Here is a 25,906-nt window from a genome sequence, read left to right as displayed (position 1 = left end):
AAAATAGCGGGATTAGTAAAATAAAAGCGCCCTATTTTGCATAAAACAGGGCGCTTTGTTCTAGGTACTAACTTGGACGAGTTATCTTTAATCAATTTAACCGTTGCAAAGCACGTACCAAAAATTAAAACAATTAAATTCAATGAGTTATAAATTAACCCTTCGGAACAACGCACCCAGTTTGTGCATCATGCCCTATCAGTTATCATTCAGGCTCAGTGACGGCGCCTATTTTTCGGTACAAAAAAACCGGCAGTTTCAATGCCGGTTTCTGATTTATATCTCTGAATCGGAGGTTAACCGATGTGAGTCAGACCACCCATGTATTTGTGCAGTACTGCCGGAATCTCAATACGGCCGTCGGCTTGCTGGTAGTTCTCCAGGATAGCAACCATAGTACGGCCGACTGCCAGACCAGAACCGTTCAGAGTATGAACCAGCTCAGGTTTCTTCTCACCTTTACGGCGGAAACGTGCTTGCATACGACGCGCCTGGAAATCCCACATGTTTGAGCACGAAGAGATTTCACGGTAGGTTTTCTGCGCCGGTACCCAGACTTCCAGATCGTAAGTCTTACGAGCGCCAAAGCCCATATCACCGGTGCAAAGAACCACTTTGCGGTAAGGCAGCTCCAGCAGTTGCAGGACTTTCTCTGCGTGGCCGGTCAACTCTTCCAGTGCCGCCATTGAATCTTCTGGCTTGGTGATCTGAACCAGCTCCACTTTGTCGAACTGGTGCATACGAATCAAACCACGCGTGTCACGACCGTAAGAACCGGCTTCTGAACGGAAACATGGGGTATGTGCCGTCATCTTCAGCGGCAGATCAGCTTCTTCTGAAATGGTGTCACGCACCAAGTTTGTTACCGGAACTTCAGCCGTTGGGATCAGAGACAGACGACGAGGCTCTTCGTCACTGGCTTTTTCTGCCAGAGGCTCTGTGTGGAACAGGTCTTTACCGAATTTAGGCAGTTGACCAGTACCAAACAGCGTGTCAGCGTTGACCAGGTATGGCACGTACAGTTCGGTGTAACCGTGCTCATCGGTATGCAGATCGAGCATGAACTGCGCAATCGCGCGGTGCAGACGGGCAAACTGACCTTTCATCACTACAAAACGTGCACCGGTGATCTTGGTTGCGCTGGCAAAATCAATACCGTCGCCCATTTCACCCAGGTCAACATGATCTTTGACTGCAAAGTCATACTCTTTCGGTGTACCCCAACGAGACACTTCAACGTTGTCGTTCTCATCTTTACCATCGGGTACTGAATCATCTGGCAGGTTAGGTACACTTTGCGTGATCGCATCCAGTTGGTTCTGAACCGCGTCCAGTTCGACTTTCTTCGCATCCAGGTCGGCGCCCAGGTTACCGATTTGCTGTTTAATTTCCTCGGCACCGGCTTTGTCACCTTGTGACATTAACTGACCGATTTGCTTGGAGATGGAGTTACGCGTGGATTGTAAATTTTCAACTTCTACTTGAATCGACTTACGTTGTTCTTCAAGTGTACGAATTGCGTCTACGTCGAGTTTGAAACCGCGACGCGCCAGTTTTGCAGCTGTTTCATCCAGCTCTGTACGAAGTAATTTAGAATCCAGCATTGCTAATCCTATGCTTTTGAGTTACGAAAAAACGCGTGTGCTTCCTTTTTAATCAAAGCCACGCGTATTGAAATTTATTGGGTCAAAGATAACGAAAAGTGACTACTTTTCATAGCGCTTTCGTGGGCTTTTTGCGTCCAGGTCGGCCAGATAATCTAACTTTTCACCAATCTTGGTTTCTAAGCCCCGTTTGGTTGGCTCATAGTAGCGAGTTCCGGTCATTTCCGGTGGCAGGTAACGTTCACCGGCGGCATAAGCACCCGGTTCGTCATGGGCGTAACGGTACTCTTCGCCATACCCCATCTCTTTCATCAGCTTGGTCGGCGCGTTACGCAGATGGATCGGCACTTCAAACTCCGGCAGATTTTGGGCGTCATTGAGGGCCTGAGCCCAGGCGGTATAAACGGCATTGCTTTTGGGCGCACACGCGAGATAGACAATCGCCTGGGCAATGGCGCGGGTTCCTTCATAAGCACCGACCCGATGGAAGCAATCCCAGGCCGATAACGCCACCTGCATCGCACGTGGATCGGCATTGCCAATATCTTCTGATGCGATCGCCAGTAAACGGCGGGCAATATACAGCGGATCGCACCCAGCGCTGATCATTCGCGCTGCCCAGTACAAGGCGCCGTCCGGATTTGAACCACGAATCGATTTGTGTAGCGCAGAAATCAGGTCATACCAAATGTCACCCTTATTATCGAAGCGCGCCACTTTTTCACCGGCCACTTCGGCCAGCAAACTGATCGTGACCTGTTTGACACCCTGCTCATCCTGCTCCGCCATATCATACAGCAGCTCAAGATAATTGAGGGACATACGGGCATCGCCGTTCACCAGTTCTGCCAAACGTTCCAAAACCTGATCGTGAAACTGAGCTGTCTCTTTGCCCAGCCCGCGTTCGCTATCGGCGATCGCCTGATTAAGCGCCTGCAGGATTTCGTCTTTGCTGAGCGATGTCAGTTTGTAAACCCGCGCACGCGATAACAATGCGTTATTGAGTTCGAATGACGGGTTCTCGGTGGTCGCTCCGATGAAGGTCACCGTGCCATCTTCGATATGCGGTAAGAAAGCATCCTGCTGCGATTTGTTAAAACGATGCACCTCGTCGACAAACAAAATGGTCCGTCTGCCCGCCAGTTTGTTCTCACGCGCTTTTTCAATCGCAGCCCGAATCTCTTTTACCCCTGAGGTCACCGCAGAGACACGTTCGACTTCCGCGTTGGCATAATTCGCGGCCACTTCAGCTAAGGTGGTTTTACCGGTGCCGGGCGGCCCCCACAAAATCATTGAGTGGATTTGACCTGCCTCCAGCGCCCGGCGCAGCGGTTTACCCGGTCCGAGAATATGCTGTTGGCCAATATACTGGTCAACGGTTTGCGGTCGCATGCGTGCAGCCAGGGGACGAAAATCCTCATCCCCGGCAAAGTCGAAATTGTAATTACTCAAGGTTATCCGTTACTCAGGTTATCGCTACTCTAGTACCAGCTTGTCGTATAGGTGAAATCCGTGCGTCACAAAGTGATTACTCTGAGCGCTGATCGTCCACTTCTACGCCATCCGGCACTTTAAAGGTGAAACGACTCTTCGGTGGTGTTTGCTGCGTAACATCATCAAAGGTGAAAAGACTTTTCTGGCCGTCCTGCTCAATCACATTGAAGCCTTTGACGACACCAGCGTTGTTAATGGTGATTTGGAACTGGCCTTGATTGGAATCAACGGCCGTTGGCGTGAGGGTAAACACATCGCCGTTTTCTTCAACCCGGTATGCGTCCCAATCACTGGCGCGGTTACGGGTCAGCAGAACAAACGGTGTCTGTTCTGTGGCCTGCGCTTGATCATAAATCGTCACCTGTTCAATGAACGGACTGTAGTACCACAATGACTTGCCGTCTGAGACTAACAAGTTTTCATCTGGCGCTTCAGTCTGCCAGCGGAACAGGCTCGGGCGGGCAATATCCACTTCACCGTTGCCTTCCATCACGACGTCACCGTCCGGGCTGACTACCTGTTGCTCAAATTTAGCACTAAAACCCTCGGTCATCGCCAGACGTTCACTCAATGTCTCTTTGGGTGAGGCGAAAACGGAAAAACTGCAAAAACACAGTGCTAGCCATTTGTTCATTCTGTCACAGCTCCTAGCTATTGGGGATAAGAAAGTTATAGGCGTTTTACTTTCTTATTGTGTCAATCCTGTGTGGGAAAAGTTCGATTCACCACAATCAAGGCCATAAAAAACTCACGGCATGGGATTCGCTATCAGTTGCCTATCATCCACTTGGCGCGACGATATCAGCCAACAGCCAATCCGCAGCACTGCTTAAACTTTTTGCCACTGCCACAAGGACAGGCGTCATTACGGCCGATATCTTTAAATGGATTTATACTCTGCGCTTTTGAACCAAGCATGGCTTCATCGGCAGCCAGAGCAACTTCATGGACCATCAGATCCAACTGCTTGATCATCGAGGCCAAGTCGGGCGGTGAATCGTAGCCTGCCGCTTTCATTTCCGCGTGCGTCTGCTCTTCATCAATCGCCAGCATCAGGGTCGTCAGCAGAGCTTGCAGCATACGTACCGATCCATCTGACAGATGGACTTCATGCCACAACGGCTCAACGTGCGGCCAGACATTCATAAAACCTTCGGCAAAATCAGCCAACGCCTCTTCACTGGACTCAGGTTGCACTGCCAATAGTGCCAGCAAGCCGTAGCTGTTCTGCTTTAACTGATTGTACTGAGCATGGATTTGCTCCACGACAGCTGGTTTAATCGCACCGGCCTGCTCACCAAACACGGCTTGCAACCATTCTTCAGGGTCGAGCGGTTTCGTCGCCAGATTGGCGGCATATACTGCACCTTCAATAAACAACGGTGATTGGTCACACTCATCCTGAGTCAGATTGACTAGCTGATAGCTCATGGGGTCTCTTATATTTCATCAATGGCGAAAGCGGCATTATACCCAAACTGACCCGCTTGTGTGTGCCGATTTCCTCACAACTGCTGGCTTACTGGCCAACAAAACCAATAACAACCGCCTTGCTAACCGGGTATGACGTGACATTTGGGGTACGCCACACTACAATCTCGCCTCCATTTTGAACGGCAATGATAAAACACACTATGCGAGTAATTTTAGGCCCGATGGAGGGCGTACTGGATCACCTGATGCGTGAAATGCTGACACAGATTAACGATTACGATTTCTGTGTGACTGAGTTTGTGCGCGTGGTCAGCCAGCCATTACCGGACCATGTGTTTTATCGTCTCTGTCCGGAGTTGAAACAAAACTCACAAACCGCATCCGGCGTCCCGGTCAAGGTTCAGCTACTGGGTCAGGATCCGCACTGGATGGCAGAAAATGCCATTCGCGCGGCGGAACTGGGCGCATGTGGCGTTGACCTGAACTTCGGCTGCCCGGCAAAGATGGTCAACCAGAGCAAAGGCGGTGCAGCACTGCTGCAACATCCTGAACTGATTTACCAGGTGATCAAAGCCTGCCGTGAGGCGGTACCTGCTGATATCCCGGTAACGGCCAAAATTCGTCTCGGCTGGGAAAATCCTGATGACTGCTTTGAAATTGTCGATGCCGTGCAACAGGCAAAAGCCGATGAACTCACCGTACATGCCCGTACCAAAGCCGGCGGCTACAAAGCGAATGAAATTAAATGGCATTACATTGACCAGATTCGCCAGAAAACGTCATTACCGCTGATTGCCAACGGTGAAATCTGGAACTATCAGGATGGACAGGCCTGTATCGAAACCACCGGAGTCGATTCGCTGATGGTGTGCCGGGGTGCATTGAACATACCTAACCTGGGTAATATTGTTAAGCACAACCACACAGCCATGCCATGGAACGAAGTGGTGGATCTGCTGCTCAAGTATTCCGCCTACGAAGTGCGCGGCGACAAAGGGAAGTACTATCCTAACCGGGTTAAACAGTGGTTTTCTTACCTGCGTCAGGCCTATCCGCAAGCGGCTGACCTGTTCCGCGAAATCCGCACCATGACTCAGGTCGAACCTATTGTTGACCATTTCAAGCGTTACCGCGATGAACTAGCAACGCAAAGCGCTTAAAATAAATCAGGCCCCGGATGACTCACCCGGGGCCTGAATCTTTCACTCATATGTCGGCAGCGACCAACTAGCTCAGCAGCAGACTATCATCAGACAACTCTTCACCGCGCACTTTGGAGAACATCTCCAGCAGATCCGGCACATCCATATTGGCACGCTGCTCACCTGCCACATCCAGAACGATATTACCCTGATGCAGCATGACAGTGCGATCACCACACGCCAATGCATCTTTCATCGAGTGGGTGACCATCATCACCGTCAGATTAAACTCGGTCACGATTTTCTTGGTCAGATCGATGATGAATGCCGCCATACGCGGATCCAGCGCAGCAGTATGTTCATCTAAAAGCAACAGCTTACTGTCCGATAACGTCGCCATCACCAGACTGACAGCCTGACGCTGACCACCGGATAACAGACCGATACTGTCACCGAGGCGATCTTCGAGGCCTAAGCCCAGAATACTGATCCGCTCCTGAAACAACTTACGACGATTGCTGGACAAAGCATGTTTCCAGCCACGACGTTTACCACGCATGTAGGCCAGCGCCATATTCTCTTCAATGGTCAGGGCGCCACAGGTACCGGCCAGCGGATCCTGAAACACCCGCGCACACAAATTTGCGCGGCGATCGACACTCTGGCGCGTAACATCAATATCATCAATCAAGACTTGCCCGCCCACCATCGGCGTTTCACCGGTGACAGCGCCGAGCAGCGTCGATTTACCGGCGCCGTTCGACCCAATCACGGTCAGGAACTGATGCTCCGGCACTTCAAGATTCACGCCGCGCAGAGCGCGGTTTTCGAGGATAGTGCCGGGATTAAAGGTCACTTGAATATCTTCTAACCGAATCATACCGCTTCTCCTGACGACTTACCCTGCTTGCTTTTTGGTGTTTTGGATTTCATATTGCGTTTCACACGCGGCATGATCAGCGCTGCAGCAACCAGGACCGCGGTCACCAGGTTCAGATCTGATGCCTGCAGGCCAAACATACCGGAACTCAGAGCAAATGCCACTGCCAGGCGGTACAACACCGAGCCGACAATCACAGCGACCACCGCGACCCAGATTTTGCGCCCCGGGATCAAGGTCTGACCCAGAATAACCGCGGCCAGGCCGACCACTATGGTACCGACACCTGAGGTGACATCGGCAAAACTGTTGGTCTGAGCGAAAAGTGCGCCGGCGAAACCGACAAAGCCATTTGAAATCGCCAGACAAAAATAAGTATAAAATGCTGTGCTGGCCCCCTGAGCCGCCACCATACGCGCGTTAACGCCTGTGGCACGAAGACCGAGGCCAAAGTCACTGTTGAGCAGACGAATAATAAACAGCGCTGAGATAACGACCAGCACACCGACCACTAACGGACGAATCCACATGGCATCGCCCATCGCTTCGAACGGTGTCAGAATGGTATCTTCCCCGAGCAGTGCCAGGTTCGGACGTCCCATGATGCGGATGTTGATAGAGAAAGCGGCAATCATGGTCAGAATCGAGGCCAAAAGATGCAAGATGCCACAACGCACAGTCAGAAAGGCGGTCACCCAGCCCGTTGCCATACCAGCAACGATCGCCAGGCCGGTTGCCAGCCAAGGATCGATGCCCGATACAATGGCGGTAGCCGCAACCGCTGCGCCCATCGGAAAACTGCCATCGACACTCAAATCGGGAAAATCGAGCACCCTGAACGTCAGATAAACGCCCAAAGCAACCAACCCGTAAATCAGGCCAACTTCTAAGGCCCCAAAAAATGCAAAAGCAGACATACAAACTCCCTTTTCTGCTTAATTCTGAGCGGCCCGCAGGCCGCTCAGTCAGGTTCAGCGCAACAGTTCACTGCCGCACTGCCATTTATTATTTTACGCTGGTCGCACGATCCAGGACGGATTGCGGAATGGTCATACCCAGTTTGTCGGCCGCGGTTTTGTTGATCACCAGGTCAGAACCTTTCGCGATTTCAACGTTCAGGCTGCCCGGTTTAGCACCATCCAGGATTTTGGCTACGTAGTCTGCGGTCTGCACACCAATCTGGTAGTAGTCAAAGCCAAGGCTTGCCACAGCACCACGCTCAACATAAGAGGTTGCAGCACCAAATACCGGCGTTTTCGCCTGGTTGGCCGCCACGATCATGCCTTCAATTGCACTCGCCACTGTATTGTCGATCAGCGCATAAATGATGTCTGACTTCGCAGCGATAGCTTGAGTAGCTGACTGAACATCGGCACTTTTCAGTGCCGTGGCTTCGACCAGAGTCAGGCCATGTTTATCGGCAGATGATTTGAGCAGCTCCATCAGGCTGACCGCATTAGCCTCACCCGGGTTGTAAACCACGCCAATCGATTTCACGTTTGGCATCAGCTCTTTAATCAGCTCTACGTGCTGTTCTACCGGAGAAAGATCCGACAGACCGGTGACGTTTTTGCCCGGCTGTTCCATCTGCTTCACCAGTTTGGCACCGACAGGATCGGTTACTGCAGTAAAAACGATAGGGATAGATTTGGTTGCAGCAACCAGAGCCTGCGCGGTCGGGGTTGCGATCCCAACCAGTACATCCGGGTTTTCACCCACAAACTGACGAGCGATCTGAACGGCAATTGCCGGGTTACCCTGCGCGGTTTTAAAATCAAACTCGAGGTTTTTGCCCTCTTCATAACCTTTGGCTTTCAAACCATCTAACAGGCCCTGACGAGCGGCATCAAGTGCCGGGTGTTCAACAATTTGTGATACTGCGACTTTGGCGGTTTTCGCCATAATGCTTTGCGACGAGAGTAATGCAGCGCCCGCCAGAACAGCGGTCGCAATAGCTTTGCGTGCTTTCATCTTAACTCCTTGATATAAAGCTTTTTTATTTTAGTGCTATGTTGTGTTTTTTGTTTGTTGTATCCACTGCGTACAACTAACAACATTATTACCAGTTAGTTCGGGGAAAGGGAAGTGAGAGTTAACAGGAAAATAACAAAAAGAGAGCTGGGAATATGGTATCGCGCGCAAATTTGAGAAGAGTTCACTATTTGAGCATGTGGCGTCTGGACGCTGACCGGCGCCACGCATGTAAATTAAGTTGAAGAAGCTGCCGTGGCTGCTGCTGTTTTTGAGCTAACTAACCATCTTATTAGCGCTGAGCGATGCACTAGAGCCATCAGCCATCTCAGAGGCATTAGCCATTAGAAAAAGCAACTGGTTGAATATTATTTAAACTTAGCGGTTATGTTGAAATAGTCATCACTTTACAAAAACATCTGTTTACAAAAACATCTGTATATAAAGTAAAGGCCGTACAATTTAACATCGCACGACCAACAAAATAATATCAAGATAGCAACAAAAGTGACTCATTATATTAATATCTTTGAACCTGTATTAAATTAATTGAATAACAGATTTACTATCGAGTATTTAAACTCATCACTCACCTTAAGTAACGGCAACTTCAGTGCTAATAGAACGGCTAAAGCTGCCATCAAGACTCAGAACCAACGCTCTAGCGAGGTTTCATCCAGTTGACGAAATGCCCGATTGAGAATAGCGGCTAGTTCTTTATAACGTGGCTTGGCCTTAGCCGGTTCCAGCGCAAACCCCGTCTCAATGATTTTTTCATGCAGTTCGTGGTACCAATGCGCCAGAGCGGGCGGCAGTTGGGTATTGGCTCGGTTGCCCAGCCACCATATCCCTTGCAGCGGCAGGCTTATCGCGAACAACGCGATCACAATCGTCTGCGGCATCGCGCCAGCGTTGTGAAAGGTCATCTGTGTCAGGACACTGATCGCCGCAACCGCCGGCATCACTTTAATCGCAAAGCGCGTTGCTTTAATGATGCGCGGTTCCGGAAACAGCAGATTCAGCTCTTTGCGCATTGGCCAGGTGTCCATGTACTTCTGACCATCTTTTAGGCTGTGGATGATTCCTGCTTTATTACTCATACCATTCCCCTCGTTAAAGCTGCCAATCGTTCTTTAAAAAATAGTTGAACGATTCAACAAATGGCGTAAAAATTTGACAAATTATAATATTCTTTCAAATTTTTTTTGTTATCTTGACCTAATATCGCTATCCTTTGCGCATTCTCAATCTCATTGTTGCCCGTAATTATTATTTAAGCAACTCTGCGATGAATGCAGCACGGATTGCACCGACGATTACACTGACACTGTCACGTCTTTTTATACGGAAATTGAAGCTTTATTGACCAAGATTAGTAGCAGTCCTGCATGGGTTGACTATTCTTGAGATTAATTTTTGTCCTAACCGATTATTACAGGTAGTTACTCATGTCTAAGCTAGTTTTAGTTTTAAACTGCGGTAGTTCTTCACTTAAGTTCGCTGTTGTCGACGCACAAAATGGCGACGAGTACCTTTCAGGTCTTGCTGAATGTCTACACCTTCCAGAAGCACGTATCAAGTGGAAACTTGACGGCAAGCACGAAGCTCAACTGGGTGATGGCGCTGCACACGATGAAGCTCTGACTTTCATCGTTGAAACTATCCTTGCTTCTAAGCCAGAACTGGCAGAGCAACTGAAAGCCATTGGCCACCGTGTTGTACACGGCGGTGAGCAGTTCACTCAATCAGCTCTGATCGACGAAACCGTTCTGAAAGGTATTGAAGACGCGGCTAGCTTCGCTCCTCTGCACAACCCGGCGCACATCGTTGGTATTAAAGCAGCTCAGAAAGCATTCCCTGCACTGCAGAACGTTGCCGTATTCGATACTGCTTTCCACCAAACTATGCCAGAAGAAGCGTACCTGTACGCGCTGCCATACAAGTTGTACAAAGAGCATGGCATCCGTCGCTACGGCGCACACGGTACCTCTCACCTGTTTATCGCACGTGAAGCCGCAGAGCGTCTGGGTAAACCAGCCAGCGAACTGAACATCATCAACTGCCACCTGGGCAACGGTGCGTCTGTTTGTGCAATCAAGAACGGCCAGTCAGTTGACACCTCTATGGGTCTGACTCCTCTGGAAGGTCTGGTTATGGGTACTCGTTGTGGCGATATCGATCCTGCGATCGTATTCCACCTGCACGACACGCTGGGTTACTCAGTCGCTGACATCAACAAGATGCTGACTAAAGAGTCTGGCCTACAAGGTCTGACCGAAGTCACTTCTGATTGCCGCTTCGTTGAAGACAACTACGGCACTAAAGAAGAAGCGACTCGTGCAATGGACGTATTCTGCCACCGCCTGGCAAAATACGTTGCAGGTTACACAGCTAGCATGGACGGTCGTCTGGACGCTATCGTATTTACCGGTGGTATCGGTGAGAACTCTGCACCAATCCGTGAAATGGTTCTGAACCGCCTGGCTATCTTCGGTATCGAAGTAGATGGCGCAGCGAACCTGAAAGCACGTTTCGGCGGCGAAGGTGTTATCACAACTGAAGGCAGCCGTATCCCAGCGATGGTTATCTCAACCAACGAAGAACTGGTTATCGCTGAAGACACCGCTCGTCTGACCAACATCTAATCAGATTCCCTGGCTAACTCCTCGAGTTAGCCAGTGTTTTTTAGGGGCTCAACACCCGCTCTGTCACTCTCATCTTGCAGATCGCCTGTTGGGCTTTGTTCCTTTTAATCTAAGCTCCTTAGATTTTAAACAATAGTGTTGAGGTACTTTAAGAATGTCCCGTACTATTATGCTTATCCCAACCAGTGCCGGCGTTGGTCTTACCAGCGTAAGCATGGGTTTGCTGCGTGCTATGGAACGCAAAGGCGTAAATGTTTCTTTCTACAAGCCAATCGCACAGCCACGCAGTGGCGGCGACCAGCCTGACCTTACTTCGACCATCATCAGTGCAAACAGCAGCATCAAACTGGCTCAGCCAATGTCGATGCCTGAAGCTGAAGGCCTGATCGGCGGCGAGAAAATGGACGTGCTGCTGGAAACCATCGTTGAGCGTTACAACCAAATCAATAAAGATTCGGAAGTGACTCTGATCGAAGGTCTGGTTCCGACCCGTAAGCACCCGTTCGCTAACCAGGTTAACTACGAAGTAGCAAAAACGCTGGGCGCAGAGATCGTTTTGGTTGCCACTCCAGGCACCGACAACCCATCTCAGCTGAAAGAGCGTCTGGAAGTTGCCTGTTCTAACTTCGGCGGCGTGAAGAACAAAAACATCGCTGGTGTGATCATCAACAAACTGAACGCTCCGGTTGATGAAGCTGGCCGTACTCGTCCTGATCTGTCTGAAATCTTTGACGATTCTGACGCAGCGACCAAAGCGAACCTGGAAGTGATGCAGATCTTCAACTCCAGCCCAATCCGCGTTCTGGGTTGCGTGCCATGGAATGTTGAACTGATCGCGACCCGTGCTATCGACATGGCGAAGCACCTGAAAGCTGAAATCGTTAATGCAGGTGAGATCAACACTCGCCGCGTGAAGAGCATCACTTTCTGTGCCCGTTCACTGCCACACATGATTGAGCACTTCAAACCAGGTTCACTGCTGGTCACTTCAGCAGACCGTCCGGACGTTATCGTTGCGGCATCTCTGGCGGCGATGAACGGCGTTGAGATCGGCGCTATCCTGCTGACCGGTGGTTACGATATCCCGCACGAAATCGAACAGCTGTGTAAACCAGCTTTCGAATCAGGCCTGCCAATCTTCAAGGCACAAGGTAACACCTGGCAAACTTCGCTGAACCTGCAAAGCTTCAGCCTGGAAGTTCCGGCGGACGATAAAGAGCGTATCGAGTTCGTTAACGATCACGTTGCCAGCCACATCGACGGCCCTTGGATCGACTCTCTGAGTGAAGGTACTCAGGGAATTCGTCGTCTGAGTCCGCCTGCGTTCCGTTACCAGCTGACTGAGTTCGCTCGTCGTGCCGGTAAACGTATCGTTCTGCCTGAAGGTGATGAGCCACGTACCGTTAAAGCTGCATCTATCTGTGCTGAACGCGGTATCGCGACTTGTGTCCTGCTGGGTAACCCGGATGAAATCCGTCGCGTAGCAGCGCAACAGGGTGTTGAACTGGGCGCTGGTGTTGAAATCATCGACTCTGACGCTATCCGCGAAAACTACGTTGCTCGTCTGGTTGAGCTGCGCGGCGCGAAAGGCATGACTGAAGTGGTTGCTCGCGAGAAGCTGGAAGACTCAGTATTCCTGGGCACCATGATGCTGGAAGCAAACGAAGTCGACGGTCTGGTTTCTGGTGCCGTTCACACAACGGCCAACACCATCGTTCCTCCGTTCCAGATCATTAAGACAGCACCAAATGCGTCGATCGTTTCTTCGATCTTCTTCATGCTGCTGCCTGACCAGGTTCTGGTTTACGGTGACTGTGCCATCAACCCGGATCCGACCGCTGAGCAACTGGCTGAGATTGCTATCCAGTCAGCAGACTCTGCAGCGGCATTCGGTATTGATCCTCGCGTAGCGATGATCTCGTACTCGACCGGTACTTCAGGTAAAGGCGCTGACGTTGATAAAGTCCGTGAAGCGACTCGCCTGGCACAGGAAAAACGTCCTGACCTGGTTATCGACGGTCCGCTACAGTACGACGCAGCGATCATGGAGAACGTAGCCGCTTCTAAAGCCCCTAACTCTCCGGTTGCAGGTAAAGCGACGGTATTTGTGTTCCCAGATCTGAACACAGGTAACACTACTTACAAAGCGGTACAGCGTAGTGCTGACCTGGTTTCAATCGGTCCGATGCTGCAAGGCATGCGTAAGCCGGTCAACGACCTGTCACGCGGCGCGCTGGTTGACGATATCGTCTACACCATCGCTCTGACTGCAATTCAGGCAGACCAAGAGCAAAAATAATGGCTTCTGACTGAAGATAAAGGCCTTCGCACTGCGAAGGCCTTTTGTTTATTTGTGCCCTGCTGTTGTGAAAAGCCCTGCTCTTGTGAAAAAACAGCCCTTGTAAAAAGCACTGACACATTTAACAATCAGCTGACGATATTTAGATCATCCACAGCGTCAGTAAACCCAGCCCGACAGACAGCAGCATCACCGGCATCACTCTTATGCCGACCTGCCTGTCACCCACTACCCAGGCCATCCCCATTTTCACCAGAGTATTGACCGAGGCTGCAATCACAATACCCAACGCCGCAGTATGATTATCCAGTCCGTCCGAGCTCTGCCTCGCCAGTGCCAGAGTAATCGCATCGACATCGGTAATCCCGGACACCGCAGCCAGGCCCAGGGTACCCGCTTCGCCAAACCACTCTGACAAAGCATGCGATAGCAACATGATCAGGGCCAAAACCAGGCCAAACCACAACGCCGATTGCAACGCCAGCGGATTATTATGGCGTTTTTCCTGTTCACTTTGTTGTTCAGGGGCCACTGTCTCAGCACAGCGCCACAATAACCATGCCGGCAGGTAAAGCGCCAGCATCATCACTGCCACCACAGGCGCCAGCATCGGCAATAAATTCTTGTTAATTAATGAAAGTACCACCAACAACCGCGGAAACATGGTACCGCACGAAAGCAGAATACCACACGCCAGCAAAGGACTGATGTCAGCCCGCTCACGCGACAACTGGGAAAATTGTAAGGTTAAGGCGGTCGACGAGCTAAGCCCGGCAAACGCAGCGGTAAACAGCACGCCGCGTCGGGCACCACCGATACGAATGGCAAAGTAGCCAATAAAAGAGATACTGGCGATCAGTACCACCATCCACCAAATCTCGTACGGATTCAGTGCTCCCCAAGGGCCGTAGCTTTGGTTGGGTAATAGCGGCAGCATCACAATCGAAATCAACATCAGCCGCAGTGCGGCATCCAGTTCATATTCCTGCAGCTTTTGCAGCGCCTGGTGCAGCTCCTGCTTATTGTCCAGCACCAAGGCAGTAATGACCGCCGCGACGGCCGCTAGCACAGGATTACCGGACACCGCCAGGCTGCCGATGACAAAAGTGACTAACAAGCTCACCACGCCGGTAATACTGATGTCCTGTGATTTACGCTGCTTAAGCACAAACGCGATGCAGGTAACCATCACCAGCGCCAATAGTGCAAAGCCAAGCAGCAGCGGCGAATAGCGTTCAGCCAGCACCGCCGATAAGCCGCCATACAGACCCACCAAAGAGAAGGTGCGAATACCAGCCACCCGCGACCCCTCGACATTATGCCGCGTTACCCAGCCACGCTGCGTACCGACAATGGCACCCAGCAAGAGAGCAATAAGTAGATTCCAGATAACACTTTGACTGACGTTGGTAAGCTCCATAATAACTCCATCACGGGTTGATCCCGGTGAGCAGGACAATGGCAGATGTACCCTCTAATAAGTGTATAAGGTTTTGATAAAAATGGAGTTCACATTTCAGATAAAACAAACCCCAGCCGATTGGCCAGGGTTTATCAGTATTGCTACATCGGCAGGTTCAGGTATTTAAATCCCTTCACGACCGTGCGATGTGTCCAGATCCAGATCCGGTCCTACCGGCACAATCTGAGTCGGATTGATTGTGGTATGGCTGAAGTAATAGTGGCGCTTAATATGATAAAAATCGGTGGTCTCTTTCACGCCCGGCACCTGATACAGCTCTTTCAGATAACCGTTCAGATTCGGATAGTCCGCAATACGTTTTTTATTACATTTGAAATGGCCGACATACACCGCATCAAAACGAATCAGTGTGGTAAACAGACGCCAGTCCGCTTCCGTGATCACATTACCAGCTAAGTAACGATGGGTCGCCAGGTGACTGTCCACCTTATCCAGTGCCGCAAACAGCGAATCATACGCTTCTTCGTACGCTTCTTGCGTGGTGGCAAAACCACAGCGATAAACACCATTATTGATGTTCGGATAAATAAACTCGTTCCACTCATCCACTAACGCCTGTAGATGCTGCGGATAGTAGTCATCCTGGTTACCCGTCAAGGCGTTAAATGCCGTGTTGAACATCCGGATGATTTCAGACGATTCATTGCTGACAATGGTGTTCCTCTTCTTATCCCACAAGACAGGTACGGTCACCCGACCGGTGTAATCCGATTTAGCCTGAGTGTAAATCTGATGCATACGGGTATGACCAAACAGCGGCTCAGGGATACCAAAAGTCCAGCCTTCTGCCAGCATATCCGGACAAACGATAGTGACGTCAATATGCTCTTGTAGCTGCTTGAGCTGACGGAAAATCAGAGTTCGGTGCGCCCACGGACACGCCAGCGATACATACAAATGATAGCGTCCGGACTCCGGAGTAAATTTTGCGTCTGGTTTATTTTCAACCCAGTCACGAAAGCCTGCGTCTTCACGCACAAAACGGCCGCCACTGTTTTTGGTATCATACCAAACGTCGTGCCATACACCCTCGACTAATTTACCCATGATTCACCTCGTTAAAATGTTTTTGACTCTTAATTAAGACCATTATAGATAGGCAAAATCGGGAAATAACCGGGAAGGATTGGCTTAGATATTCGAAAAATTTGAACTAGGTGAGAAACAAACGGTAAATGTCACAACAGAAATATAACCAGCAGTGACTCACCAATTAGCACTCAAGAGCAATCACCTCATCGATTGCAGCAGGTGGAGCTGAAACAAACGCAGAGACCAATCAATCCAGAGTGAGCATCCACAAACAAAAAAATTCGGCCATACACCCGGCCGAAGCCGGGAATATGTGCCGAACCTTTACATACTTACCTGAACAGTACTAGCTGTTTGTTGGATCGTGCTTAATGATATCGCTCAGCAGCATGCTAGTGATATCCGAGCTACTCGACTGGTCGTTAAGACCAAACTGACTCGCACTTCCACTCAACACGATAGACTGGCTGTGACTGTCTTCACCCGTACCGGTTTCAAACGTCAGTTCTATGTCGTTGTCTTCCACTTTGACATTAACGTGTGCCAGCAGATCTTCCATCGAATCACTTCCCAGATCTTCCATCATCAGTGACAGATCCAGCTTGTCACCCTGGTGGAAATCAGTAATCACATCCATCTGGTGTTTGTATTCATGGTCATTCTGGAACTCGCCATCAAACACAAACAGGTCATTACCTTCACCACCAGTCAGGATATCGTTACCCAGACCACCTACCAGGATGTCATCACCGGCGCCGCCGTTAAGTACGTCATCGCCCGTGCCGCCACGTAAGGTATCGTTGCCGTCACCACCGAACAGATGATCATTACCAGAGCCGCCGAAGATAACATCGACACCACCTTCGCCATAGATGTAGTCATCACCGCCGCCGCCGTGCGCAATATCCACATAGGCATTACTTGCTGCGCTTATATTCAGTGCACTGTCTTCATCATCAGCATCGACCAGCCAATCACTGTCATGACCCGAACCAAAGGCCTCCATGACTTCCTGGGCAGCTGCTTGCTTCTGTGCAGCAGTGGCATTGTCATCCAGACCTTCAATATGGCTGTCGCCAAGGAACATAACGTCATCACCATCGCCAAGGAACACATCATCACCACCGGCACCGACGTTTACTACAAGGCCATTTTCACTGTAGTCAACACTGCTGGATGTACTCGCGATATCCACAGGAACCGAAGACCATTGGACCGAATCGCCATCATTGTATACATGTACGGTATCAACAGCATCAAGCGTGGAGTTGATGTCATAACCGGTGACAAACGTCATGGTGCTGGAGCTGGAATCTCCATCTTTATCGGTCAGGGTATAACCAAACTCGATGCGCTGAGATTGATCTTGATTAGCACCAATGAAACGGTAATCTCCGCTCACTAAATCGATAACTAATTGATATTCATTGTCTCGAGAGATGATAAGTTCATGACTATCAGAGTTATACCAAGCGCTTAGGTTGTTATCACATCCGGTTCTGTATACCCACGTCTGATTAAAACTAAACACGACCCCTTCAACAGACAACTGACTTACATAACCACCATCTGCACCAAAACTATTCCCGCTCTCAGTTAAAGAGCCTTCAATAATCTTAACTTGCGACTGTTGGATCACATTCGGAAGATCACTTGCTGCAGACACAACGACCGCAGAGCTCTCTGCCTTGTTAAAGCCATCGTAAGCAATCATATTTAGCTGGTCTACGTCGACATTGGAGCCAAACCCGTACGAAATACTAGTGATTCCGTTAGTCTCCAGATGGTCTAACCATTTATCTAGTTCTTTGTTATTTATAGAATTATCATTCTTCCACGGACCGAACCCGTCATGCCCATTCGGTTTGCCATCGGACAAGAAATAACTCACGTTTGTTGCATCGTTAAGAGCACCATCTTCACTCCACTTCCACTGCTGTGCTGCAAACTCTAATGCTTCGTCATAGTCAGCTTGCCCTTTGGCATGAGATGGGTTACTTGTAGAGCCATTGTCATAGAGATTGTCAACCAGAGCTAACGCATCGTCTACATCAAGCCATGAAGTTGAACCCTGAAGCCAAGCAGTATCACTAAATACAATCAACTGAACTTTAGTTTCACCTAATGACTTATACTGCTCAAGGATATCAGTCACCGCCTCTCTGACATCATCTTGTCCATTTGATGAACCTGAGATGTCAACGATCAACTGAACATTCGCACCTTGCTTCGTTTGCGGAGCAGAGAACTCGAATATCTCAGAAGCAGTAGGAACATCATCTTCAATCACAACCGCAATCTTACCCGAAGTTGAGCCAACACCGTTTGTGGCAGTAACCGGCACATTAACAGTCAGACTGTCTGCCCCCTGAGGATGGTCAATCGCTCCGAATAGTTTGGTGCTTACGTGCCCAGCACTGTCCACCACGACTTCAATCACCGGAGAGCCATTTGCTGAGCCGGTCAGAGTCTGACCATCGGTCGACAACTGCCAGTGAATCGTATGTCCATTGGACGTTAGACTCTCATCCGGTTCACCAAGTGACAATGTCCCTTGACCAGTTAACGTAACATCACCTTCATCCGTGACAGAATCAGTGGTGCCATGGTTTGGCTGATCCAATGAAGAATCCTCAATACCGTTGTCCAGACCTTCTTCCGAAACAGTCAGCATCAGATTACTGACTGTGGGAGGTGTTAGCGGAGTAACAGCAAAACCACCCTCTGCAACATCGCCGTCACCATCGGTGGCATAAACGGTGAAATTAATATCTGTGTCACCATCTGAGGCCATCATCGCCTGATATTGATAGAACTCCCAGGAGCCAGTCGATGGCGTGTATTCAAGACGGAAGACTAACGTTCCATCTGGTTCCTGCCCCAAGATCGTATTATTCCCATTGTCAATAAATCTGATCGGAAGACTATCATCGGTCCTCCAATCTGAATCGTTAAACATAATGGCTAGAGACCCTTGTCCATCAGCGCCCCAATCAACATCAACCTGTCCATTTCCGTAAGCAATTGGCTCAGACCCGTTATCCTCAGTACCAATAAACTTAATTGACTTAATGGTGAAATCGCTGTTGTCGCTGTGGTTACCAACTCCATTGTCCGTGGCCCGGATAACCACTTTGTCAAAGCCACCATCTTTAGCCAGGACAAAATCTGCTGACTGATTACCACCGTCATCTTCAGATTCAAAGGACTGGGTCGAAATCAGTACCCCATCACGCCAGAACTCAACTTCACCCGACTCTTTTTCACCACCATAGAAGTAACCGAAATCTACATTAAAGCCGTACGCAACCGTGCCCTCGTCCAGCGTAATGATGATCTCTTCCGATGCACCTTCACCACCAAGCTCACGATAGTCCACTTCATTATCTAAACGGTGATAAGGCGATGGACCACTAACACCAATACCTTCGTGGGACGAAGAAACCGTTCCATCGACTAAGGTCAAATCATTAGCCGAAGCAAAACTTCTCGCGCTGATAGTGAATCCCTGATTAGCCGCAGGACTGTAATTACTCAGATTAAATTCACCAACCAGAATATCCGGAATATTGTTGATGGTTAGTGCCTGTGACGGGCTGTACCCTGCAATCGGTGAGTCATCCTCAACCGCAATATTGATAGTGCCTTGCGTTACAGTTTGCCCGTCTGAGACTGACAATGTCACATTAAAATCAACAACGTCTTCTGAACTGGTATCAGGATGATCAAGCGGTGCCTGTAATTCAACACCATAGCTCCATTGGGTTGAACCCGCTTGTGGCTCGGTCAGAGTTACCGTCACCACAGACTGATAATCGTCACCACCAATTTCGCCAACATAACCAATTAAGGTGTTGCTATCAGTATCCCAAAGCCAGACAACGTCTTCGCCACCGCAGGTCAAACTCGCAGAACTGGATAGTGACAGTACCAGAGAATCGCCATCAACATCACTGACATCGAATGTTCCGCTCGCTTGTTTGTTGTCCGTAGTATCAACAGGTCCATTAGTATCAGGGTTGCCGCCCGGAAGTCCCTCTTCAGATACCGAAACAGAGCTAATATTCTCAATCACCGGAGCATCATTGACGCTATGAACTTCAACGCTGATCTCTTTCGTCGCTGTAGCACTCTGTTCTGACTCAACCGCAGCCAGTTCCCCTTCGGTCGACGTGGCGGTAAAGGTTAAATTGATCGTGCCATTAAAGTCTTGCGGCGGCGTCAGTGACATGTTTTCGAAATCAAAGTCCTTAACTGAAATCACCTGACCTTCAGTGACAAAAGTAATCGTATTGGTTCCGTCAGTGAGTACCGTTCCTACAGGAGCTCCGGTTACAGTCACCTCGGTTATCGTTTCAGAGTCATCCGTCACATCTACGGTGAATGAGGTCAATGGAATACTTGTGTCTTCATCGCCTTCGTTAACTGAATAGGCAATGTAGTGATCCAGATTCCTTTGTTCGTCGCTGACGGTCCCGGCTAAACGAATACCAGATGCAACAATGGCATCCATATCGCTAAACAGCGAGAAGTGCTCAGTACTTAAGCTCGATGTAACACCATTCGCGGTAATATTAACCTCATAAGAGCCATCTGCGTGTTCATTGTGATGCGCGATTTCAATTGGATAGTAGCCGGACTCTTCCACCGTCACCGTATCACCTGAAACTTGTGCCCCAGTTCCCCACGTTGCCGAAGCGTCGATATCACTTCCGACTTTCACATACAGGCTGTCATCGGCTTGACCACCAAAGGCATACACTGTATTCGCCTCAAGATAAATGAACCCGGAAATAACCGTTAATGTCCCCTGACCACTGTAGGTACTTCCTGTCACGGTCTGAATGGTTGAAGAGTTATAACTATCAGCGGTAGCACTTCCACTCACATAAGCACGCACCACAGCTTCCAGTCGATCAGCAGAGACACCTGAGCCATCCCAGTTACCTTGAGAATCTTCTGGATAAACTCCGGTCCAGGTCTCTATAGTCAGACCATCTCCCGGATTCGAATTGACAGCAGAGTCTTCAAATTTAGGCGCATCTGCAACTGGTGTAACATCCAAAGTCAGTGTCGCATTAGCAGTATTGCCTTCAGCATCCATCGCGGTGTAATTCACGACGATATCTTCACCACTGAAGTTATTTGCCGGTGTAAAGACAATCTGGTTGTTAACAATTGCCACTGTACCTGCATTTTCAAAGTCTTCTGCCAAAGAGACAGATCCGGCAACCAAAGTCAGCTCTCCGCTGTAAGTGGAGTCAGAATCGTTCGCCAAAACGTCAACCGTTATCGCGGTATCCTCTTTAGTTACCGCATCATCGTTTGTAGCGTTACCTGCAGTAGCGAAAGTCAGATCCAGCACCGTGATATCCGTCACCGCCAGGTCATTGCCCGCCGGGTCGACCACGGTCATGGTGACGGTCAGTGTGCCTTCGTTGAATCCGGATAAATCCTGATCCGCCACGGTCACCGTGCCGTCCGCAGCCACCAAGATGTCTTCGTCAGCCACTACGATATCGTGCTCGGCATTACCATCACTGATTACTATGCGGCTCACGCGGTGGCCCGCTTCCACTTCACCGGTCAGGTCGACGCTGCTCGCTTCATCACTGTTGACGAAGTTATCGCCGCCGTCTTCAAACACAATGCTGTTAGCTATAGGAGAAGGACCGGTCTGATCCAGCTCGGTGGTGTCGGTCACCGCGCCCGGGTTGCCCGCCGCGTCAGTCACATTCATGGTCACGATCAGCTCGCCGTCGTTCAGGCCAGACAAGTTTTGGCCAATGACAGAGACACTGCCGTCTGCGTCGACAGAGATGTCATTACTGTTGACCGTCAATGTGGTGGTCCCGTCGGTGATGGTGATGCCCGTTACCGTCGCGTCCGCTTCCACTTTACCGGTCAACGTCACGCTGCTCGCTTCGCTGCGGCTCAGCAGTTCATCGCCGCCATCAACAAAGTTAATGCTGTTGCTGCCATCGTTGTTGGTGGGCGCGCTTTGGTCCAGCTTAGTGGTGTCGGTCACGGCGCCCGGGTTACCGGCCGCGTCGGTGACACTCATGGTCACAGTCAGTTCGCCGTCGTTCAGGTCGGACAGATCCTGGCCTGTGACAGAGACATTACCGTCTGCGTCGACCGTGATGTCATCGCTGTCGACCGTTAATGTGGTCGTCCCGTCGGTGATGGTCATACCGGTCACGGTCGCATCCGCTTCCACTTTACCGGTCAACGTCACGCTGCTTGCTTCGCTGCTGCTCAGCAGCTCATCGCCACCATCGTTGAACGCGATGCTATTGCTGCCATCGTTGTTGGTGGGCGCGCTTTGGTCCAGCTTAGTGGTGTCGGTCACCGCGCCCGGGTTACCGGCCGCGTCAGTCACATTCATGGTCACGGTCAGTTCGCCGTCGTTCAGGTCGGACAGATCCTGGCCTGTGACAGAGACATTGCCGTCCGTATCCACACTAATATCGCTGGCGTTGACCGTCAGCGTCGTGTCGCCGTCGGTGATGTTGATACCCGTTACCGTTGCATCGGCTTCGACTTTACCGGTCAACGTCACACTGCTCGCTTCGCTGCGGCTCAGCAGTTCATCGCCGCCATCAACAAAGTTAATGCTGTTGCTGCCATCGTTGTTGGTGGGCGCACTTTGATCCAGTTCGGTCGTGTCGGTGACCGCGCCCGGGTTGCCGGCGGCGTCGGTGACATTCATGGTCACGGTCAGCTCGCCGTCGTTCAGGCCGGACAAGTCCTGGCCTGCGACAGAGACAATGCCGTCTGCGTCGACCGTGATGTCATCACTGTTGACCGTCAATGTGGTCGAGCCATCGGTGATGGTGATGCCCGTGACGGTCGCGTCCGCTTCCACTTTACCGGTCAGCGTCACACTGGTCGCTTCGCTGCGGCTCAGCAGTTCATCACCGCCATCGTTGAACGCGATGCTGTTGCTGCCGTCATTATTTTCCGGTGCGCTTTGATCCAGCTCGGTGGTGTCGGTCACGGTGCCCGGGTTGCCGGCCGCGTCGGTCACATTCATGGACACGGTCAGCTCGCCGTCGTTCAGGCCAGACAAGTCCTGGCCACTGACCGAGACATTACCGTCTGCGTCGACGGTGATGTCATCACTGTTGACCGTCAATGTGGTCGTCCCGTCGGTGATGGTCATGCCGGTGACGGTCGCGTCCGACTCGACTTTACCAGTCAACGTCACGCTGCTTGCTTCGCTGCTACTCAGCAGCTCATCGCCGCCATCGTTGAACGCGATGCTATTGTTGCCGTCATTATTTTCCGGTGCACTTTGATCCAGCTTGGTCGTGTCGGTCACGGTGCCCGGGTTGCCCGCGGCGTCAGTGACATTCATGGTCACGGTCAGCTCGCCGTCGTTCAGGCCGGACAAGTCCTGGCCTGCCACAGAGACATTGCCGTCTGCGTCGACCGTGATGTCTGCCGCCGCCACAGTCAGCGTAGTATTGCCATCAGTAATGGTCATGCCAGTGACCGTCGCGTCCGCTTCCACTTTACCGGTCAGGGTCACGCTGCTCGCTTCGCTGCGGCTGAGCAGTTCATCGCCGCCATCGTTGAACGCGATGCTGTTGCTGCCGTCATTATTTTCCGGTGCACTTTTATCCAGTTCGGTGGTGTCGGTCACGGCGCCCCGGTTACCCGCGGTGTCGGTCACATTCATGGTCACGGTCAGCTCGCCGTCGTTCAGGCCAGATAAGTCCTGGCCTGTGACAGAGACATTGCCGTCTGCATCGACACTAATATCGCTGGCGTTAACCGTCAGCGTGGTGTCGCCGTCCGTAATGGTGATGCCGGTCACCGTCGCATCGGCTTCCACTTTACCTGTCAACGTCACGCTGCTTGCTTCGCTGCTACTCAGCAGCTCGTCGCCGCCATCAACAAAGTTAATGCGGTTGCTGCCATCGTTGTTGGCTGGCGCGCTTTGATCCAGTTGGGTGGTGTCGGTGACCGCGCCCGGGTTGCCCGCGGCGTCAGTCACATTCATGGTCACGATCAGCTCGCCGTCATTCAGGCCGGACAAGTCCTGGCCTGTAACAGAGACATTGCCGTCTGCGTCGACGGAGATGTCATCGCTGTCGACCGTTAATGTGGTCGTCCCGTCGGTGATGGTGATGCCGGTCACGGTCGCGTCCGCTTCCACTTTACCGGTCAGCGTCACGCTGCTTGCTTCGCTGCTACTCAGCAGCTCATCGCCGCCATCGTTGAACGCGATGCTATTGTTGCCGTCATTATTTTCCGGTGCGCTTTGATCCAGTTCGGTGGTGTCGGTCACGGCGCCCGGGTTGCCGGCCGCGTCGGTCACATTCATGGTCACGGTCAGCTCGCCGTCGTTCAGGCCAGATAAGTCCTGGCCACTGACCGAGACATTACCGTCTGCGTCGACGGTGATGTCATCACTGTTGACCGTCAATGTGGTCGTCCCGTCGGTGATGGTGATGCCGGTCACGGTCGCGTCCGCTTCCACCTTACCGGTCAACGTCACACTGGTCGCTTCGCTGCGGCTAAGCAGTTCATCACCGCCATCGTTGAACGCGATGCTATTGCTGCCATCGTTGTTAGTGGGCGCACTTTGATCCAGTTCGGTGGTGTCGGTCACGGCGCCCGGATTGCCCGCGGCGTCAGTCACATTCATGATCACGGTCAGCTCGCCGTCATTCAGGCCGGACAAGTCCTGGCCTCTCACCGAGACATTGCCGTCTGCGTCGACGGTGATGTCATCACTGTTGACCGTCAATGTGGTCGTGCCATCGGTAATGGTCATGCCGGTCACGGTGGCGTCCGCCTCGACTTTACCGGTCAACGTCACGCTGCTTGCTTCGCTGCTACTCAGCAGCTCATCGCCACCATCAACAAAGTTAATGCGGTTGCTGCCATCGTTGTTGGTTGGCGCGCTTTGATCCAGTTCGGTGGTGTCGGTGACCGCGCCCGGGTTACCGGCCGCGTCAGTCACATTCATGGTCACGATCAGCTCGCCGTCATTCAGGCCGGATAAGTCCTGGCCAATGACAGAGACATTGCCGTCTGCGTCGACCGTGATGTCATCGCTGTCGACCGTTAATGTGGTCGTCCCGTCGGTGATGGTGATGCCCGTGACCGTCGCATCCGCTTCCACTTTACCGGTCAGGGTCACGCTGGTCGCTTCGCTGCGGCTCAGCAGTTCGTCGCCACCATCAACAAAGTTAATGCGGTTGCTGCCATCGTTGTTGGTTGGTGCGCTTTGATCCAGTTCGGTGGTGTCGGTCACCGCGCCCGGGTTACCCGCGGCGTCGGTCACAGTCATGGTCACGGTCAGCTCGCCGTCGTTCAGACCGGATAAGTCCTGGCCTGCGACAGAGACATTGCCGTCTGCGTCGACCGTGATGTCATCGCTGTCGACCGTTAATGTGGTCGTCCCGTCGGTGATGGTGATCGCCGTTACCGTCGCATCCGCTTCCACTTTACCAGTCAGCGTCACGCTGCTTGCTTCGCTGCGGCTCAGCAGCTCATCGCCACCATCGTCGAACACAATGCGGTTGCTGCCATCGTTATTGGTGGGCGCGCTTTGATCCAGCTTAGTGGTGTCGGTCACGGTGCCTGGGTTGCCCGCCGCGTCGGTGACGTTCATGGTGACAGTCAGTTCGCCGTCGTTCAGGCCAGACAAGTTTTGACCAATGACCGACACATTGCCGTCTGCATCGACCGTGATGTCTGCCGCCGCCACAGTCAGCGTGGTGTCGCCGTCAGTAATGGTGATCGCCGTTACCGTCGCATCCGCTTCCACTTTCCCTGTCAGCGTCACGCTGGTCGCTTCGCTGCGGCTCAGCAGCTCATCGCCGCCATCAACAAACGCAATGCTATTGCTGCCATCGTTATTGGTGGGCGCGCTTTGATCCAGCTTAGTGGTGTCGGTCACGGTGCC

Annotated in this window: 14 protein-coding genes; 3 read left to right on the top strand and 11 right to left on the bottom strand. The window is 51.4% G+C overall.

Annotation, left to right across the window (positions count from 1 at the left end):
- Positions 1 to 296: 296 nt before the first annotated feature.
- From serS to E6C74_RS09175, 4 genes are all read right to left on the bottom strand, one after another.
- The gene (gene serS / locus E6C74_RS09190) at positions 297 to 1,604 is read right to left on the bottom strand and encodes a serine--tRNA ligase (RefSeq protein ID WP_136484419.1); all 1,308 of its coding nucleotides are present in this window, start codon (positions 1,602 to 1,604) and stop codon (positions 297 to 299) included.
- Between the two features lie 102 nt (positions 1,605 to 1,706).
- Positions 1,707 to 3,056 (bottom strand): replication-associated recombination protein A, encoded by a 1,350-nt coding sequence (locus tag E6C74_RS09185; RefSeq protein WP_136484418.1) that lies wholly within the window; start codon positions 3,054 to 3,056, stop codon positions 1,707 to 1,709.
- 76 nt (positions 3,057 to 3,132) lie between these two features.
- The gene (gene lolA / locus E6C74_RS09180; RefSeq protein WP_136484417.1) at positions 3,133 to 3,732 is read right to left on the bottom strand and encodes an outer membrane lipoprotein chaperone LolA; all 600 of its coding nucleotides are present in this window, start codon (positions 3,730 to 3,732) and stop codon (positions 3,133 to 3,135) included.
- Between the two features lie 167 nt (positions 3,733 to 3,899).
- Complete coding sequence (locus E6C74_RS09175; protein WP_136484416.1) at positions 3,900 to 4,529, bottom strand: YecA family protein; 630 nt, start codon at positions 4,527 to 4,529, stop codon at positions 3,900 to 3,902.
- Between the two features lie 203 nt (positions 4,530 to 4,732).
- Between E6C74_RS09175 and dusC the strand changes: the two genes are divergently transcribed.
- Positions 4,733 to 5,692 (top strand): tRNA dihydrouridine(16) synthase DusC, encoded by a 960-nt coding sequence (gene dusC / locus E6C74_RS09170; RefSeq protein ID WP_136484415.1) that lies wholly within the window; start codon positions 4,733 to 4,735, stop codon positions 5,690 to 5,692.
- A gap of 67 nt (positions 5,693 to 5,759) precedes the next feature.
- Here the strand turns inward: dusC and E6C74_RS09165 are convergent, their stop codons facing one another.
- The 4 genes from E6C74_RS09165 to yfbV form a co-directional block, all read right to left on the bottom strand.
- Entirely contained in the window at positions 5,760 to 6,554 is a 795-nt protein-coding gene (locus E6C74_RS09165; RefSeq protein ID WP_136484414.1) for an ABC transporter ATP-binding protein, read from the bottom strand.
- Positions 6,551 to 7,471, bottom strand: a complete 921-nt coding sequence (locus E6C74_RS09160) for an ABC transporter permease (RefSeq protein ID WP_136484413.1) — start codon at positions 7,469 to 7,471, stop codon at positions 6,551 to 6,553. Before E6C74_RS09160 ends, E6C74_RS09165 begins: the two co-directional genes overlap by 4 nt.
- 88 nt (positions 7,472 to 7,559) lie before the next feature.
- Complete coding sequence (locus E6C74_RS09155) at positions 7,560 to 8,525, bottom strand: ABC transporter substrate-binding protein (protein ID WP_136484412.1); 966 nt, start codon at positions 8,523 to 8,525, stop codon at positions 7,560 to 7,562.
- A 647-nt stretch (positions 8,526 to 9,172) separates the two neighbouring features.
- Entirely contained in the window at positions 9,173 to 9,625 is a 453-nt protein-coding gene (yfbV, locus tag E6C74_RS09150; protein ID WP_136484411.1) for a terminus macrodomain insulation protein YfbV, read from the bottom strand.
- A gap of 348 nt (positions 9,626 to 9,973) precedes the next feature.
- Between yfbV and E6C74_RS09145 the strand changes: the two genes are divergently transcribed.
- Entirely contained in the window at positions 9,974 to 11,170 is a 1,197-nt protein-coding gene (locus E6C74_RS09145) for an acetate kinase (RefSeq protein ID WP_136484410.1), read from the top strand.
- Between the two features lie 154 nt (positions 11,171 to 11,324).
- The gene (pta, locus tag E6C74_RS09140; protein WP_136484409.1) at positions 11,325 to 13,469 is read left to right on the top strand and encodes a phosphate acetyltransferase; all 2,145 of its coding nucleotides are present in this window, start codon (positions 11,325 to 11,327) and stop codon (positions 13,467 to 13,469) included.
- A gap of 142 nt (positions 13,470 to 13,611) precedes the next feature.
- On the opposite strand, the gene E6C74_RS09135 is transcribed toward pta, so the two are convergent.
- The 3 genes from E6C74_RS09135 to E6C74_RS21215 all read right to left on the bottom strand — a co-directional run bounded on the left by E6C74_RS09135 (position 13,612) and on the right by E6C74_RS21215 (position 25,900).
- Positions 13,612 to 14,889 (bottom strand): MgtC/SapB family protein, encoded by a 1,278-nt coding sequence (locus E6C74_RS09135; RefSeq protein ID WP_136484408.1) that lies wholly within the window; start codon positions 14,887 to 14,889, stop codon positions 13,612 to 13,614.
- A 165-nt stretch (positions 14,890 to 15,054) separates the two neighbouring features.
- Positions 15,055 to 15,999, bottom strand: a complete 945-nt coding sequence (locus E6C74_RS09130; protein WP_136484407.1) for a glutathione S-transferase family protein — start codon at positions 15,997 to 15,999, stop codon at positions 15,055 to 15,057.
- 331 nt (positions 16,000 to 16,330) lie between these two features.
- Positions 16,331 to 25,900 (bottom strand): Ig-like domain-containing protein, encoded by a 9,570-nt coding sequence (locus E6C74_RS21215; RefSeq protein ID WP_206208398.1) that lies wholly within the window; start codon positions 25,898 to 25,900, stop codon positions 16,331 to 16,333.
- Positions 25,901 to 25,906 lie beyond the last annotated feature (6 nt).

The sequence above is a fragment of the Vibrio sp. H11 genome (assembly GCF_004804295.1).
Classification (GTDB): domain Bacteria; phylum Pseudomonadota; class Gammaproteobacteria; order Enterobacterales; family Vibrionaceae; genus Vibrio; species Vibrio ostreae.
The sequence above is the reverse complement of the archived record's forward strand: the minus strand, read 5'-3'. Positions and strand labels throughout refer to the sequence as shown.

Coding starts and splice junctions, on each gene's coding strand:
- serS (WP_136484419.1), bottom strand. CDS start 1,604: ATGCTGGATTCTAAATTACTTCGTACAGAGCTGGATGAAACAGCTGCA.
- lolA (WP_136484417.1), bottom strand. CDS start 3,732: ATGAACAAATGGCTAGCACTGTGTTTTTGCAGTTTTTCCGTTTTCGCC.
- E6C74_RS09175 (WP_136484416.1), bottom strand. CDS start 4,529: ATGAGCTATCAGCTAGTCAATCTGACTCAGGATGAGTGTGACCAATCA.
- dusC (WP_136484415.1), top strand. CDS start 4,733: ATGCGAGTAATTTTAGGCCCGATGGAGGGCGTACTGGATCACCTGATG.
- E6C74_RS09165 (WP_136484414.1), bottom strand. CDS start 6,554: ATGATTCGGTTAGAAGATATTCAAGTGACCTTTAATCCCGGCACTATC.
- E6C74_RS09160 (WP_136484413.1), bottom strand. CDS start 7,471: ATGTCTGCTTTTGCATTTTTTGGGGCCTTAGAAGTTGGCCTGATTTAC.
- E6C74_RS09155 (WP_136484412.1), bottom strand. CDS start 8,525: ATGAAAGCACGCAAAGCTATTGCGACCGCTGTTCTGGCGGGCGCTGCA.
- yfbV (WP_136484411.1), bottom strand. CDS start 9,625: ATGAGTAATAAAGCAGGAATCATCCACAGCCTAAAAGATGGTCAGAAG.
- E6C74_RS09145 (WP_136484410.1), top strand. CDS start 9,974: ATGTCTAAGCTAGTTTTAGTTTTAAACTGCGGTAGTTCTTCACTTAAG.
- pta (WP_136484409.1), top strand. CDS start 11,325: ATGTCCCGTACTATTATGCTTATCCCAACCAGTGCCGGCGTTGGTCTT.
- E6C74_RS09135 (WP_136484408.1), bottom strand. CDS start 14,889: ATGGAGCTTACCAACGTCAGTCAAAGTGTTATCTGGAATCTACTTATT.
- E6C74_RS09130 (WP_136484407.1), bottom strand. CDS start 15,999: ATGGGTAAATTAGTCGAGGGTGTATGGCACGACGTTTGGTATGATACC.